This is a genomic window from Aeromonas sp. QDB03, from assembly GCF_027707985.1.
Lineage (GTDB): Bacteria > Pseudomonadota > Gammaproteobacteria > Enterobacterales > Aeromonadaceae > Aeromonas > Aeromonas hydrophila.
The window spans coordinates 126,845-141,093 of record NZ_JAPCJG010000002.1; the positions used below are offsets into that span (position 1 = coordinate 126,845).

General features: G+C 50.0%; 13 protein-coding genes and 1 pseudogene. 7 read left to right on the forward strand and 7 right to left on the reverse strand.

The features are described 5' to 3' along the window. Positions 1 to 307 precede the first annotated feature (307 nt). The 7 genes and pseudogenes from PG900_RS05350 to PG900_RS23040 all read left to right on the forward strand — a co-directional run bounded on the left by PG900_RS05350 (position 308) and on the right by PG900_RS23040 (position 6,798). Entirely contained in the window at positions 308 to 1,240 is a 933-nt protein-coding gene (locus PG900_RS05350) for a ZIP family metal transporter (RefSeq protein WP_024946105.1), read from the forward strand. 94 nt (positions 1,241 to 1,334) lie between these two features. Next, the gene (locus PG900_RS05355) at positions 1,335 to 2,093 is read left to right on the forward strand and encodes a substrate-binding periplasmic protein (protein WP_024946104.1); all 759 of its coding nucleotides are present in this window, start codon (positions 1,335 to 1,337) and stop codon (positions 2,091 to 2,093) included. Between the two features lie 107 nt (positions 2,094 to 2,200). Further along, complete coding sequence (gene mtnN / locus PG900_RS05360) at positions 2,201 to 2,893, forward strand: 5'-methylthioadenosine/S-adenosylhomocysteine nucleosidase (RefSeq protein WP_024946103.1); 693 nt, start codon at positions 2,201 to 2,203, stop codon at positions 2,891 to 2,893. Beyond that, positions 2,890 to 3,840 (forward strand): cobalamin biosynthesis protein, encoded by a 951-nt coding sequence (locus PG900_RS05365; protein WP_024946102.1) that lies wholly within the window; start codon positions 2,890 to 2,892, stop codon positions 3,838 to 3,840. Before mtnN ends, PG900_RS05365 begins: the two co-directional genes overlap by 4 nt. Then, positions 3,833 to 4,660, forward strand: a complete 828-nt coding sequence (locus PG900_RS05370) for a cobalamin-binding protein (RefSeq protein ID WP_024946101.1) — start codon at positions 3,833 to 3,835, stop codon at positions 4,658 to 4,660. Before PG900_RS05365 ends, PG900_RS05370 begins: the two co-directional genes overlap by 8 nt. A 249-nt stretch (positions 4,661 to 4,909) precedes the next feature. Further along, positions 4,910 to 5,614, forward strand: coding sequence for a polysaccharide biosynthesis protein (locus PG900_RS23035; RefSeq protein ID WP_353736703.1), 705 nt, complete (start codon positions 4,910 to 4,912; stop codon positions 5,612 to 5,614). A 70-nt stretch (positions 5,615 to 5,684) separates the two neighbouring features. Then, positions 5,685 to 6,798 (forward strand): annotated as a pseudogene (locus PG900_RS23040) (DDE-type integrase/transposase/recombinase). A 109-nt stretch (positions 6,799 to 6,907) separates the two neighbouring features. Here PG900_RS23040 and PG900_RS05375 read toward each other — a convergent pair. The 7 genes from PG900_RS05375 to flaA form a co-directional block, all read right to left on the reverse strand. Further along, entirely contained in the window at positions 6,908 to 8,992 is a 2,085-nt protein-coding gene (locus PG900_RS05375) for a motility associated factor glycosyltransferase family protein (protein ID WP_232105232.1), read from the reverse strand. A 6-nt stretch (positions 8,993 to 8,998) separates the two neighbouring features. After that, positions 8,999 to 9,298, reverse strand: a complete 300-nt coding sequence (locus tag PG900_RS05380) for a hypothetical protein (RefSeq protein WP_024946099.1) — start codon at positions 9,296 to 9,298, stop codon at positions 8,999 to 9,001. Further along, on the reverse strand, positions 9,288 to 9,716 hold the full coding sequence (gene fliS / locus PG900_RS05385) for a flagellar export chaperone FliS (protein WP_024942779.1): 429 nt from the start codon (positions 9,714 to 9,716) through the stop codon (positions 9,288 to 9,290). The genes PG900_RS05380 and fliS overlap by 11 nt, the downstream gene beginning before the upstream one ends. Before the next feature lie 25 nt (positions 9,717 to 9,741). Continuing rightward, on the reverse strand, positions 9,742 to 11,151 hold the full coding sequence (fliD, locus tag PG900_RS05390; protein WP_024942780.1) for a flagellar filament capping protein FliD: 1,410 nt from the start codon (positions 11,149 to 11,151) through the stop codon (positions 9,742 to 9,744). Between the two features lie 27 nt (positions 11,152 to 11,178). Further along, entirely contained in the window at positions 11,179 to 11,622 is a 444-nt protein-coding gene (locus PG900_RS05395) for a flagellar protein FlaG (RefSeq protein ID WP_270802814.1), read from the reverse strand. A gap of 38 nt (positions 11,623 to 11,660) precedes the next feature. Then, a complete protein-coding gene (gene flaB / locus PG900_RS05400) occupies positions 11,661 to 12,575 on the reverse strand; it encodes a flagellin B (RefSeq protein ID WP_024942782.1) in 915 nt (304 codons plus the stop codon). Positions 12,576 to 13,164: 589 nt separating this feature from the next. After that, positions 13,165 to 14,082, reverse strand: coding sequence for a flagellin A (gene flaA, locus PG900_RS05405; RefSeq protein ID WP_024942783.1), 918 nt, complete (start codon positions 14,080 to 14,082; stop codon positions 13,165 to 13,167). Between the last annotated feature and the right edge of the window lie 167 nt (positions 14,083 to 14,249).

The following is a 14,249-nucleotide window of genomic DNA, read 5'->3' on the forward strand; positions in this document are numbered from 1 at the left end:
CCGGGCTTTCCTGGCGGGAGATGGGACGTTGCGAAAGACCAAGGGAAGGGTGGGTTTCGCGAGGGCGGCACTTTACCACAAACCTGCCTACTCCTTCACCAGCTTTCGCCGTAACAAAGCAAGTTGTTTTTCCGTACAACCCGATCTTCATCACAAACTATTCAAGGCGACCAAATCATTTCAAATAGTTAGCCGATGAATGCTATCGATGCGCCGGCATGGACAAGTCAGGCCCGGCTCGCTGTAATGCAAGAGTCCCCGGATGGCGCCCCGCCGTCCCCGCCATCAAGCAAGAGAGGTGATCTTCATGGATAACGCGTCGGCCCTGCCCCTTTCCTCCTGGTCTGCCCAGCTGCGCGAGCAACTGCGGGCACGCCCGGTGATCGCCATCGGCCTGCTCGTTGCACTGGCGGCCGTCGTGCTGTTGCTGCTGCAGAGCCTGGTGATGCTGGCCGCCGGCGACATCAGCCCCGGCGTTCGCTACGGCCTGCTCGGCGGCCTGGCCGGCTTTGCCGCCACCGCGCTCGGCGCCTTGCCAGCCCTCTTTCTGCGCTCGGTCCCCCAGCGGGTGGAGGACAGCATGCTGGGCTTTGCCGCCGGCATGATGCTGGCGGCCAGCGCCTTCTCCCTGCTGCTGCCGGGGCTCGAGGCGGCAGAGGGGCTCACCGGCAACGGCTTTCTCGCCGCTGCCGTGGTGGTGGCAGGCATGACCCTCGGGGTGCTGCTGATGCTGGGGCTCGACCAATTCACCCCCCATGAGCATGACAAGACCGGCCCCTGTGGTCCCGGCCACGAGAGTTGCTCCCGGGTCTGGCTGTTCGTGTTTGCCATCGCCCTGCACAACCTGCCGGAGGGGATGGCCATCGGGGTAAGCTTCTCGCAGGGCGACATGTCGGTGGGTCTGCCGCTCACCACCGCCATCGCGTTGCAGGACATACCGGAAGGGCTGGCGGTGGCGCTCGCCATGTGCGCCGCCGGTTTTCGCCCCGGCAAAGCCGTGCTGGTTGCCATCGGCAGCGGTCTGCTTGAGCCGCTCGGGGCCCTGCTCGGCGTCGGCCTCTCCAGCGGGCTGGCCATCGCCTATCCCATCGGCCTCGGACTGGCCGCCGGTGCCATGCTGTTCGTGGTCTCCCACGAGGTGATCCCCGAGACTCACCGCAATGGCCACCAAACCCACGCCACCCTGGGCCTGATGGCCGGGTTTGCCTTGATGATGACCCTCGATACGGCACTTGGTTGATAAGATCCTGATATATGGCGTAATGTTTGATCACTAGCGCCGTGACATCCGCGGGCAACGTCGCATTTCCCCACGCATTGAGGGCCAGCATGACATGATATTCCGGGTGATGGTGCTGGGTTGTCTGCTGGCAGTCGCTCACCGGGCCGTCTCTGCCACCGAAATCTATCGCACGGCGGCGCAGCCCGAATCCGCCCCCAAATACATCCAGATGGCGGATGGCCGCATCGGGGGATTCTGCGTCGAGCTGTTTCGACTGCTGGAGCGCCAGGAGCCCGCCCTGCGCATCCAGGGGGATCAGCGCTTTGTGCCCCTCAAGCGACTGGAGAAACAGGTGCGTTTCGGCCAGCTCGACTTCATCTGCGGCGTGGGCGACAACCCGGACCGTCGCAACCACTTCCTCTATCTGCAGCCCCCCATCTTCACCGTGCGCTACCACCTCGCGGTGCGCAGCGATGATCCGGTCGAGATCCGCCAGTGGAACGACGTCAGGGCTCTTGGCGAAGAGGGCATCATCCTCATCAATCACGGCAGCGGCGCCATCGAACGACTGCAGGCCCTGCAGGGACTCGTCATCGACAGCGGCGGGATCAGCAGTGCTGCCAATTATGACAAGCTGCTGATGAAACGAGGGCGCTTCGTCTATTACCGCTCACCCGGCTTCGAGGCCGACCTGCTGCGCCACCACCTGAGCGGCCAAATTCGCATCCTCCCCACCGCCATGGAGACCATTCCCTTCTACATCCTGTTTTACCAGCGCACCTCCCCTGCCCGGCTGGCCCTGTTCGCCAATGCCCTGCAACGGCTGGCAGACAGCGGCGAGCTGGCTAACCTCGCCAAGCGCTACCCTTAAGCGCCCCTTCACATCGCGCAGTATCGGAATGCTCGGCGCCATCGCCAACTTTTGTTATGATCCACAACAACTTATTCGGCCGCATGGCCATCAAGACGAGGTGAGTGATGAAAGTAGGTATTATCGGCGCCATGGAACAGGAAGTGGCCCTGCTGCGCAGCCAGATGAGCAACCCGACCACCCTGCAACTGGGCGGCTGCGAGTTCTATCAGGGCACCCTGGCAGGCAAAGAGGTGATCCTGACCCGCTCCGGCATCGGTAAAGTCGCCGCCAGCGTCGCCACCAGCCTGCTGTTGGAAAAATTCGCCCCCGACTACGTCATCAATACCGGTTCTGCCGGCGGCTTTGCCCAGGACCTGCACATAGGTGACGTGGTGATCGCCAGCGAGATGCGCTTCCACGATGTGGATGTCACCGCTTTTGGCTACGAGATGGGCCAGATGGCGCAGCAACCGGCCGCCTTCCCCTGCGACGAAACGCTCATCGCTGTCGCCCAAGATTGCATCGCCGAGCAAGGCAAGCATCAGACCAAGGTTGGCCTCATCTGCACCGGCGATCAGTTCATGTGCAAGCCCGACGCCATCGCCAAGGCTCGCGCCGATTTCCCGCAGATGCTGGCGGTCGAGATGGAAGGCGCCGCCATCGGTCAGGTGTGCCACATGTTCAAGGTGCCCTATCTGGTGGTGCGTGCCATGTCCGACATCGCCGGCAAGGAACAGGTCGAATCCTTCGATGCCTTCATCGAGGTGGCCGGCAAGCACTCCGCAGAGGTGATCATCAAGATGCTCGGCAAGCTGTGATCCCACTCACCACGCTGGAACAGATGGCCGCCACTCCGGCGGCCATTTTGCTCGGGGCCGCGCTGCTGGAGGCCATCGTGCCCTGGCCGGCCCACTATCGGCTCTCCGCCGTCGTGCCCCTGCTGACCCGGCTGGGTCACAAGGTGTGTCGCCCCGATGGCGCCCCCGGTCAGCAATTGCAGGCCGGTCTGCTGGCCATGCTGATTGTCTGGCTGCCGTGCGCCGCCGGACTCTGGGCGGTTCGCAATCTTTCGCTCTCGGAGCAGCTGTTCGATCTGCTGTTTCTGCTGCTGATGCTGGAATCGCGTCCGCTGCGGGAGCTGGCCCGTGCCACTCGCGCACTGACAGACCAGGATACCTTGGTGGTGGCCAGGTTGCAGGCCGCCCCCTGGCTCAGACGAGATACCGGTAAACTCTCCCTGATGGGGCTTGCCAAGGCGGTCAGTGAAAGCTGCGCCCTGCGCCTGGTCGGGCAGTGGGCCGGCCCGCTGCTGGGGTTCGCCCTGGCGGGGGTGCAGGGGGCCCTGTTGTGGCGCCTCGCCCAGCTGATGAACCAGGGCTGGAGCCCGAAACTGCCAGCCTTTGCCCACTTTGGCCGGGCCGCCGCCGTGCTCTACCAGGCCCTGTGTACCCCTGCCATCTTGTTGCTGGCGCTGCCCTTGTGCCTGACCCAGCTGCGCAAGCTGGCCAGCCGATTGCGTACAGCCATGCTCTGGCCCTACCCCGCCATGGGAATACTGCTGGCGCTGCTCTCCGGCTCGCTGGGCTGCAAGCTTGGTGGCCCCCGTTACTATCAGGGCAGCTTGATCCGTTTTCCCGTGTTTGACGCCGCCGCCGAGCCGGATGTCGGTACAGCCCTGCGTCTGCTAAACCGCCTGCAACAAGCCGGTTGGGGCTGGCTGGCGCTGGCATTGCTGCTCACTGTGCTGGAGCACCTGCATGGCTAGATGGCTCACCCTGCTCTGCCTGTTGTGCATGTCGCCCGCCCTGCTGGCCGGGACGCCTGCACGCATCGTCAGCCTCACTCCTCATCTGACCGAACTGCTGTTTGCCATCGGTGCCGGTGATCGCATCGTGGCCACCGACGATGCCTCCGATTATCCGCCCGAGGTCAAACGCCTGCCCCAGGTGGCCAATTACCGCAGCATCAATCTGGAAGCCCTGCTGGCCCAAAAGCCCGATTTGATCGTCGCCTGGCGCTCCGCCCAATCCCGTATGCTGGCCCCCGTCGAGCAGCTGGGGATCCCGGTGTTCTATTCAGAACCGACCGACTTTGCCTCCCTCGCCACCGAAATGCGGGCCTTGGGAAAAACATTGGGGGTGGAAAAAACCGCCAATGCCGAGGCCGACGCCTATCTCGACCGCCTAGCCAACCTTGGGCAGCGCTACGGCAAACCCAAGCATATCAAGGTGTTCTACCAGCTCTGGTATCCACCGCTGACCAGCGTCAGCGGCAACGCCTGGCCCGCCCAGGCCATCGAGTTGTGTGGCGGGGATAACCTGATGGCGGATGCCCCCACTCCCTATCCCCAGGTCAGCCTGGAGCAGGTGATCAAGGCCAATCCGGCGTTGATCCTGGCAGGGAGTCAAGACGCTGACGCCCTGCGCCACTGGCAACAGTGGCCCATGGTGGATGCCGTTCGCCATCAGCGTCTGCAACTCATCAACTCGGATGAGCTGCACCGTTTCACCCCAAGAGCACTCAATGCGGTGGAGCAGATATGTCAAGCAATCCAGACCTGCATGCAAACTCGCGATTCTTCCTGATAGCTAACTCTGATTAGGACATAACGATTTGCCGGCTTGAGACCCCTATCATTCACACTGTTTTGTGAAAAACAGTCAACATTATTCCAAAATGCGGGTATTCTTCTTGTTGGAATATAATGAATCTACTGTTTGTATGACTAGATGCCACAATAAAATGTTACTATTCACAGGCAGTACCAGCTCGTTTGGACAAACATTGGTCAAAACAGCACAGAAACTTTATAAACATAAACGGAAATAACCATTATTCAATCTCGTGACGAACTGAAGTCGCTCGAAGTAACGCGGAATCCCAACAACTCCTCAATGTATTTTATTGGTGATCTAAGAGGTAATAGCCGGCTCACCAAGTCAATGTGTTGCATCTATTATGTGGTCCATGCAGTAGCTTTGCAACAGGTTACAGCTGCTGAATACAACCCAGTAGAGTGCATCAAAACCAATGTTCATATTGCTGAAAACTCATCTAGGACGCAAACCCAATCCATTCCTACGGCGCCACTGCCGGCATCCAATAAATCCTTCATGACAGCAAACTATATTACAATTATACATTATAATCCTACCAGTTTTGTCATAACCCACTATGGCGATATGGTCAGTTATAGTTGTTCTATCGCCCCATTTTTTCAAAGAAGATGGGCTAGTGCGAAGATACTTTACCCACCATCAATTAGAAAAATGACCCGCGCCTATATCACCTTGCATCAAGGGATATACTTCATGTTGAATAATTCTGATCGCATGAAGGTGGAAGAATTTTTGTTCCAAAATTGCCATTGGTCCGTATCTCGGATCTTACCAGTGCTACGGCGCCAAACCTGTCACATAAGATCATCGATATTCATTCCGAGGAAAATTTCACCAAATAATATTCCCAAATGGGGACCATTATTACGCGTTCGAGTTCGACGACTTCTTCGTGATTGGTCCGACCATCAACTTCAATAATTGTAACAATGTGGACTGTCCCCACCCTAGTAGACGATCCAGCCCTAGAGTTTTAGCATAAGAGGGGCGTATGGGCACTCCACGATTTACACCTGAATTTTAAATGAAAAGCCGTGCGTTAGATAACTGCTCTTGGTTATTCAATGAGTAGAAATCTATGACTTGCTGGAGATTTCTGCACACAGTTTTTATAAATGGCTGAGGGCCATCAAACCGGATAATAGTGAGTAGCATGCTCGAGACTTACTGGAAGAAAAGAGTGAGGTCCTGAGGCTATGGGTACAGTTAAAATGCATCAAAGAAAAGTGGAATATACTGAAAAGGTCGCTCAGAAATTTACAAGAGAGCCCGACTGAAGTATCATTTTATTAGCGAGCACGCTCTGTATGGAGTGTCATGACAATGTGTCTGGTAATAAATGTCGCTTGGGCTTATTTTTATACATAGCAGCACCATTCGATGCTATTCACGTGTTCAAAACAACCTGCCCCCAGAAACACTCATTCGTGACCCACACACTTTAGGCCGCAGTGTATGGCTATCGCTAGATTGATGGCAACCTGAATGAGTACGGCAAAACCTGTGGTAAAAACGGGTGGGATAGCTTATGCAAATAAATCAGATCACAACGGTTTTCGGCTATAAATCGCCACGTAGGGTATCCCGTAGATCTTCCACCACTGCACCTAATTGTATACAGCGATAAGTTATTGTTATATGGGTAAATCAGGTTTGGTTACCAATACCACCTATATCCGCACTTGATTTGGCTGGCTGTATCTGGCTATAGTTATAGATATTTTACTTGTAAAATGGTGGTCTGGTGGATAAAACAGATCCTTTCACGCGAGTTCGCGTTGGGTGCACAGCTGATGGCCGAATGACAGCGTAAACCAGACAGCAAGGTCATCGTGCACTCTGGGGCCAGAGTAACTAATATGATAGTGACGACTAGCAGCCTTTCTGCCAGGCCAACAACCTAGCACCAATTATGAGCCGACGTGACAACTGGACAATGCGGTAGCTGAATCGCTCTTCAGTTTGAAGAAAAAAGATCGCATTAGAAATGCCGCTACCGTACTGATAATATCTTAGATTACATTGAAATTTTCTTAACGGGGTTCTAAGGTACAACCACGTTAGTTGCTGTCAGCCGGGAGGCCTTTGAACAGGTCTCGTCGTGAGGATAGGATGTATCTACCGTTGTGAGGTAAACCCATCCTTATTCAGTACTATACTATTCTGAACAGCAACTTAGGTATCAAACCAGCAGATTATATGTCGTTAAAACTGTCAGTCATGCTTAAAAACATTCAAGCCTGTAAAATAATTATCATCGACATTTTCAAAAGCATTACAATATAGGTCGCAAGCCTCAACAAAAAAAGAATCTAATATTTTTAACGCCTGCTCAACCTTCTCCTTAAATAGGCTACCCTCAACCTCAATGATAATTAGCATTAGTGTAATCATATTGGCATAAAAATAATTCAATGAACCAATTAGCACTCTGTATATGTGTCTTTCTCTGGTACGCCCAATATAATACAAATAATCATGGTGTTTTTGCATCAATGATAATATATCATTGAAATCTCTAGATACATCATTCCAGTCCTTTCTGAACATATCCATCAAATCAATAAACAATGGTTTATTTAGTAGGATGTCAAAATCTAGATTGCTGGCATCAAACTTGATAAACCCACAATCAAAAATATTATCAACTATCTTCTTTTTATCTATTTTTCTTGAATGAAGGTTAAGCATTTCCGCATGAAGAGGAATTGCTCCATCAATATATATCCCATCGCTACAATTCATACACATAGTATTTTTAAATTCACTAATGAGTTGGGACATTCTGTATGCTGAAAGAGAAAACAACCTATTGGTATAGGCTACACCGCCAAAATTTGCAGGGGATAAAAATGCATCTTCTACATGTGATTTAATTTTACTTTCTTTTTTATCATTATAGTATAGGCTTAATATGGAGTGATGGGTTTCTATATTTTTATAGCCATTGTCAATACCAAACAAGTATACATTTTTAAACCCTAACAACAAGGCATAATTTAAACCTGAATTACCAACAAAAGGATTGGAATAATCTAGAGTATCATATTTCTGTTCTGATAAAGCCGATAAGTATGTATAAATAGGCTCATCTGCTTTAAAAGCTAAACCTGTTTTTCTAAAAAACTTCTTACAATCTGGATGAATGACATCAACACTTAAGAAAGCCATCTCACGCAAGTAGTTTCGTGCATTCATTATGTCTAGAAAGTCAGCTGAACTTTTGGTTCTTTCAACTGCAACATATATATCAGCCTGAATTCCTTCTTTATAAAGTGCACTAACTGCAGAACCACATGCAATAATAATTACTTGATCTGATAAATTTTTAATAAAATTTATGTTTTTATCTAAAGAAGGTCCATTCCCAACAACAAAAGCTGGTATATCTTTCAAAAAAGACATATCTCTTTCTTTTTTTAAGAAAAAATCTTCATTTAATAGATGGATACGACTGTGAGCCAATGAATATATATTGTCATCGAAGAACCCCCACCCACTCCTGAGTAAGTGAAACTCCTTCTCAACCCTAGCAACCAATTTGTTTATTTTATCTGAATTGTAATGTGCGAACGAAAAATATGCTGATGACCAAAATGCGCCTTTACTACTCAGGGCATTAATCATATCTCCCACAAGGAGGTTTTCATCAACACCTAGGAATATATGCAAACTTATTGATTCCCTACTCATGAAATCAAGAAGAGCACTCCAGTCAAAACAAAAAAGAGAAGCATAAAATATATCTAAGTCAGGCTCAAAAGCAAAAAGATTTTTTATCTTAAACTTTTCATACAAATATCCAAGCTGATAACCAAGGCCTATACCATACATGACTACCATTGGTATATCAAAGCCAACAAAATTATTTAAAGTCATATCACAGCGTGTTATATCTGGTTTCAAATCAGCAATGGCATTGTTATATTTAATATGTATACGACCACCAACGAACCAGTCCTTTACAAAATTAACGCATTGTAACTTATTGTGTTGAAATATATATTTAACTTGTTCCTCAGCATCTTTAAATGGCTCATTACCATAGAGAGCCTTATTTTCTGATAACCAGAGAACATTTGGCTCTCCATTTTCAGTACAAAAAAATCGAAATGCACGTTCGGGTACATAATCTTTGAAAAAATTATATATATCTGGCATGTATTTTTCTAATGCCATCATATTCAGTTCATAACGAACTGGTAGTACATCGAGCATAGCAGCTTCCTGCTCTTTCTGGCGCTCGAGACGGGTTAACTCACTTTCTATTTCATTAATTTTTTTATTAAAATCCATCATAGATCACTAACCTAGATTCAGCTTGTAAAGATCAGATGCTCGACCTGCTTTTGAAATTTTCAACAAAGCAGCTTCAGTCTGGTTCTTAGTATTTTCTACTTGTTTATAGATAGATTGAAATTCTAACAATGCTTGCTGCTGCTCTATGTCAATCACAAGTTCTAATTTAGCATTCTGAAAAAAATCATTAAACATTTCTAGGTAACGATCAATTAACAACTCAGCTGCATTCACTTCCCCATTTTCCAATAAGGTCAGCAACTCTCGACCTACTGTCATTAATTCAGGGAAACGGTTATAGCTCATTTTGTCTACCAATATGTTGTTGAGCTAAAGCCTTTTCACGCATCTCGACAGGTATAGCATCCCAACCGCTTTTAATGGTCAGCATCAGGTTCATCACCTCGTCGATGGCGGCCATGTCCATGTCGCGACTGGCATCCATCATCCGTACCTTCATATAGTCATACAGAGCAAAAAGATCCTCTGGAACTTTACCATAAGAAAGATCCAGAGAGTCCTGTAAACCGTTGATGATGGCCATGGTCTTGGAGATGGACTGGGACTTGGCCTCGAAATCACGACGTTCGATGGCACCACGGGCCTGGGCAAGACGCTCGAGGCAACCCTGCATCAACAGCTGGATCACCCGGTAGGGATCTGCCACCGCCAGCTCGGACTGCAGATTCTGGGTGGTGTAAGCCTTGATATTTTTCCGATACATAAGAGGCACGGCTCCTGACTACGTATTAATTCGTTTTGGTATTGAGCAGATTCAGATAAGAGGCCGACTTGTTCATCTTAGCCAGCATACTGTCCAGGCTGCCATAACGGGCCCGCAAGGTCTCCTGATACTTGGTCAGCTGGGCGGTAATATCCGACTCCTTGCGGCTTACTTCGCGCAGATCGGTATTGAGCGAATCTTCCCGTTTGGCCAACAGGCCACCGGTCTTGGAGTAGGTTTCCAGCTGGCTGGCCAGCTTGCCTGCAACCCCATCCTTGCCGCCAAACACAGCAACCACCTGATCAAAGTTCTTGTCGATGGCCTCGCTGAACTTGGTATCGTCGATAGACAATACCCCCTTGTTATCCATCTTGATACCCATCTGGAAAATCGTTGAATAGGTTGAGGATTTTTGTGAGGGCTCGTTGATAGCACCGCCCATCATGTTGATCACTGCGCGTGTTGTCGCATCACCAGCCAGCGCTCCACCATCATTTTGGTTTTTTCCAGCAACGATAGAGCTACGTTTGCCCAACTCATTACTCTTCTTCACCAGCGCGTTGTAACCATCGACAAAGCTTTTGACCATATCTTTGATACCGGCCTTGTCAGTGCTAATGTCAACCTTGTTCGAGCTGTAGGTCTTGACCGGATTGCCACCTACATCGGTAGAGGTCGTGCTATCCGACTCTCTGAGCACGGTCAGTTTGAGCCCGACTATGGTGCCATCAAAGGTATTGGTCGCACTCGTCAGGGCGTTGCCATCTACCTTGATCTTGGCATCCTGAGCGCTCTGGCTTTGGGTCAACTTGGACACCAGGTTGTCGGTCAACTCGGTGGTGCTGCCGGTGATCTGCAGATCCTTGCCGTCGCCGCTGACCCCGGAGTCGATCATCAGCTTGGATTTACCATCTGAGGTATTCATGATGTTGACGCTCAGACCGAAGTTGTCTGCGTCATTGTTGATGCGCTTTCGGATGGATTGCAACGAATCGCCAGCTTTGACGTCGACATCGAACATTTTATCGCCAGCCTTGAACGTCAGTTTCCCGTCCTGGGTGATGAGGGGGGTCGTCGACGAGTCGAAGGTACCGTCAAATTTACTGGACTTCGCCAATTGTTCGACACTGATGTCATATTGACCGTTGGAGGCCCCCGCCTTGCTCTCCACCTTGAGCACGGGTTTGTCCTTGTCCTGGGTAATGTTGATGGATCGCTTGTTGAACGCATCATCCTTCGCCATGGCCTGCAGAGTGGTCACGAACGAGGCGATGGCAGACTTCAGCTGCCCCACACCGGAGAGAGTGATTTGAGTGTTGGTCTTCTTGGTGGTGATGGGCTGCATCAGTTGTGCCTTTTTGGCATCGACACTGGCAGCAATCACTGACTCCAAATCGAGTCCGGAGCCGGCACCGGCAGACGTAATGGTGGGCATACTCTCTCTCCTCTTAATTTTTTCGTATCAGATCTCGTTATCGAGCAGCAGCCCGACCCGCGAACCGCCGCCGGATACATCACCCTCACGCAGATCCTTGATCCGCTTGCTGATGGCCAGCAGCTCCTCACTCGGGATCTGCCGGATCATTGACTTGGTCTCGGCGTCCATCACCTTGATGACCACCTGATCCAGATCATTCTCAACACTGAAATTGACAGTCCAACCTTGCAACTTGCTGAACTCCTGCAAGTTTTGGACCTCATTTTCAATATCGGCATTGGATACACCCTGTTTGGCGATTTTTTCACCATTCAGAGCATCCTGCTGTTTTTTCACATCCTGTTGTGCCGTCACCCGCTGCTCTTCCGTCGTGCCAGATAGCACTTGAGCGGCCGATTGGCCGCTCTTGCTACTTGACTGAAGAGAAGAAGGAGTGACCGATGACGGGATCCCAATTTCATTGGCCATATCGTCGCTCCTTTTACTTTCTCATCACTGCTTTTCTGTTAGCCCAGCAGGGACAGAGCAGATTGCGGTCTTTGGTTGGCTTGCGCCAGGATGCTGGACGCTGCCTGTTGCAGAATGTTCTGCTTGGTTAGATTGGCTGTCTCGGTCGCAAAGTCTGCGTCACGGATACGAGAACGTGCAGCGCTCAGGTTCTCGGACACATTGGACTGGTTGCGAATGGTCGAATCAAACCTATTCTGAATCGCACCAAGCTCTGCCCTCTTTGAGTCCACAGCTTTAATCATGTAATCCAAGTTAGCCATTGATTTCTGTGCATTTAAGGCGCTTGTTATAGATTTAATATCAGTAAAAGACACATTGCCCGTAGTGGCTTTTGTCACTTTAAAAGCATCATTAGTCGTTGTGTCAGCAACCACTGTTGCTTTGCCTGTTGTCCCACCAGCGATGCCACTTAGAGTAAACGCAAATTTATCTAATCGAAATGAAATGGTTTGACCAGCATCAGCACCAACTTGAAACGTGCCTTTATATTTACCATCAAGTAAATTTTGACCGCCAAAAGTTGTATCTTTGGAGATACGATTTATCTCTGTATTTAATTGCTTATATTCAGCTTGTAATGCTACTCGATCATCCGAGTTGTTGGAGCTGTTAGCCGATTGTTGTGATAACGTACGCATACGTTGCAACATGTTGGTAATCTCATCCATTGCACCCTCTGCCGTTTGCGCAACAGAGATACCATCATTCGCGTTACGGTTACCCTGATCTAACCCGTTGACTTGTGAAGTCAAGCGGTTAGAGATCTGCAAACCAGCAGCATCGTCCTTGGCGGTGTTGATACGCAGACCGGAAGCCAGTCTGGTATAGGACGTATCCAGGGACTTGTTGGTGTTCATCAAGTTACGCTGGGCGTTCAGTGATGAAGTATTCGTGTTGATATACATGGCCATAAAATATTCTCCCGAAGAACATGCGACTGCGGGTTGCGCCGCCAAAGCGGCGTCCCACCGTTAGAAGAACAGGTTGAACGAGCCTGATTCTTCTGGCGGGTGTCTGTTTGAACGAACAGGCCACCCGCAGTAGTGCAAACGTTGGATTCCGAACACCCCTCGATTGCTTCATCTTAGTTAGCGGCAACATTCACATAAGCTTTAGGAAAATTGTTGCCTAAAGCGGCAAGTTTTATCCGGCAAGCGGCAAGATGGTGGCAAGCCGTCCCCAGTGCTCGGGAGTACGCCCTAACGCTGGTGCGAAGGAGATGAAATCAGAATGTTGGCACAGTTTGTGCTTTCTATGGTGGGGTGGCGTCAATTTGACGGCACAATAAAAAGAGGCCGGTAAACCGGCCTAAAACGAGCATACGCTCAGGAGAATATGACCAAGCGTGACAGAACTGAACAACTGGACAACACTTGGCATTGCATAATACATAAGTAGTAGAGAAGCATTTCTCTCACGATAGAACAGAGTGCGACCCGAACACCCCTTTGTTCCATCTCTTGACCAGGGCGGCCTGAACAACCGCCCTGTTTTCTTTTGTTAGCCTTGTAGTAAGGAAAGTGCAGACTGCGGCCGCTGGTTCGCCTGAGACAGTATGGTCGAGGCTGCCTGCTGCAAAATGTTCTGCTTGGTCAAGTTGGCAGTTTCAGTGGCAAAGTCAGCATCACGGATACGTGAGCGCGCAGCGCTGACATTCTCAGACACGTTAGCCTGATTACGAATGGTAGAATCAAAACGATTTTGTACTGCGCCCAAGTCAGCCCTTTTACTATCAACTGCTTTAATCATAAAGTCTAGGTTAGCCATTGATTTTTGTGCATTTAATGAGCTGGTAATTGACTTGATATCACTAAAATTTACATTCCCTGTAGTTGATTTAGTTACCTTGAAAGCATCACTAGTGGTCGTATCAGCAACTACTGTTGCTTTACCTGTAGTACCACCAGCAATTCCACTTAGCGAGAATGCGAATTTGTCTAGTCTAAAAGAAATAGTTTGCCCAGCATCCGCACCGACTTGAAAAGTGCCCTTGTACTTACCATCGAGTAAATTTTGACCGCCAAACGTTGTGTCTTTTGCAATACGGTTAATTTCTGTATTCAGTTGTTTATACTCAGCCTGTAATGCCACTCGGTCATCCGAATTGTTGGAGCCATTGGCGGATTGCTGGGACAGGGTACGCATTCGTTGCAGCATAGAGGTGATTTCCTCCATGGCGCCTTCGGCGGTCTGGGCGACGGAGATACCGTCGTTGGCGTTGCGGTTGCCCTGATCCAGACCATTGATCTGGGAGGTCAAACGGTTGGAAATCTGCAGACCGGCGGCATCGTCTTTGGCGCTGTTGATGCGCAGACCGGATGCCAGACGGGTGTAGGATGTATCCAGAGATTTGTTGGTGTTCATCAGGTTACGCTGAGCGTTAAGCGATGAAACGTTCGTATTGATATAAAGACCCATGACTATTCTCCTAAGCTATTAAATTTACTATTTAATTTGCTCGAACTTTATTGTCTTTCCTGTTCGATGCCTCTTATTTAACGGCCTCTTTTTCGATGTCTTTAGCATTATTTTCAACGCTTCATCGCATTAACGCCGCTTACCCTATTTATCGGCATGTTCTCGTT

Bases quoted from the DNA above. Each gene is read 5' to 3' on its own strand.
- PG900_RS05380 (WP_024946099.1), bottom strand. From the start codon at position 9,298: ATGAGCTATAACCGTTTCCCTGAATTAATGACAGTAGGTCGAGAGTTG.
- PG900_RS05395 (WP_270802814.1), bottom strand. From the start codon at position 11,622: ATGGCCAATGAAATTGGGATCCCGTCATCGGTCACTCCTTCTTCTCTT.
- flaA (WP_024942783.1), bottom strand. From the start codon at position 14,082: ATGGGTCTTTATATCAATACGAACGTTTCATCGCTTAACGCTCAGCGT.
- fliS (WP_024942779.1), bottom strand. From the start codon at position 9,716: ATGTATCGGAAAAATATCAAGGCTTACACCACCCAGAATCTGCAGTCC.
- PG900_RS05355 (WP_024946104.1), top strand. From the start codon at position 1,335: ATGATATTCCGGGTGATGGTGCTGGGTTGTCTGCTGGCAGTCGCTCAC.
- mtnN (WP_024946103.1), top strand. From the start codon at position 2,201: ATGAAAGTAGGTATTATCGGCGCCATGGAACAGGAAGTGGCCCTGCTG.
- PG900_RS05375 (WP_232105232.1), bottom strand. From the start codon at position 8,992: ATGATGGATTTTAATAAAAAAATTAATGAAATAGAAAGTGAGTTAACC.
- PG900_RS05370 (WP_024946101.1), top strand. From the start codon at position 3,833: ATGGCTAGATGGCTCACCCTGCTCTGCCTGTTGTGCATGTCGCCCGCC.
- fliD (WP_024942780.1), bottom strand. From the start codon at position 11,151: ATGCCCACCATTACGTCTGCCGGTGCCGGCTCCGGACTCGATTTGGAG.
- PG900_RS05350 (WP_024946105.1), top strand. From the start codon at position 308: ATGGATAACGCGTCGGCCCTGCCCCTTTCCTCCTGGTCTGCCCAGCTG.
- flaB (WP_024942782.1), bottom strand. From the start codon at position 12,575: ATGGCCATGTATATCAACACGAATACTTCATCACTGAACGCCCAGCGT.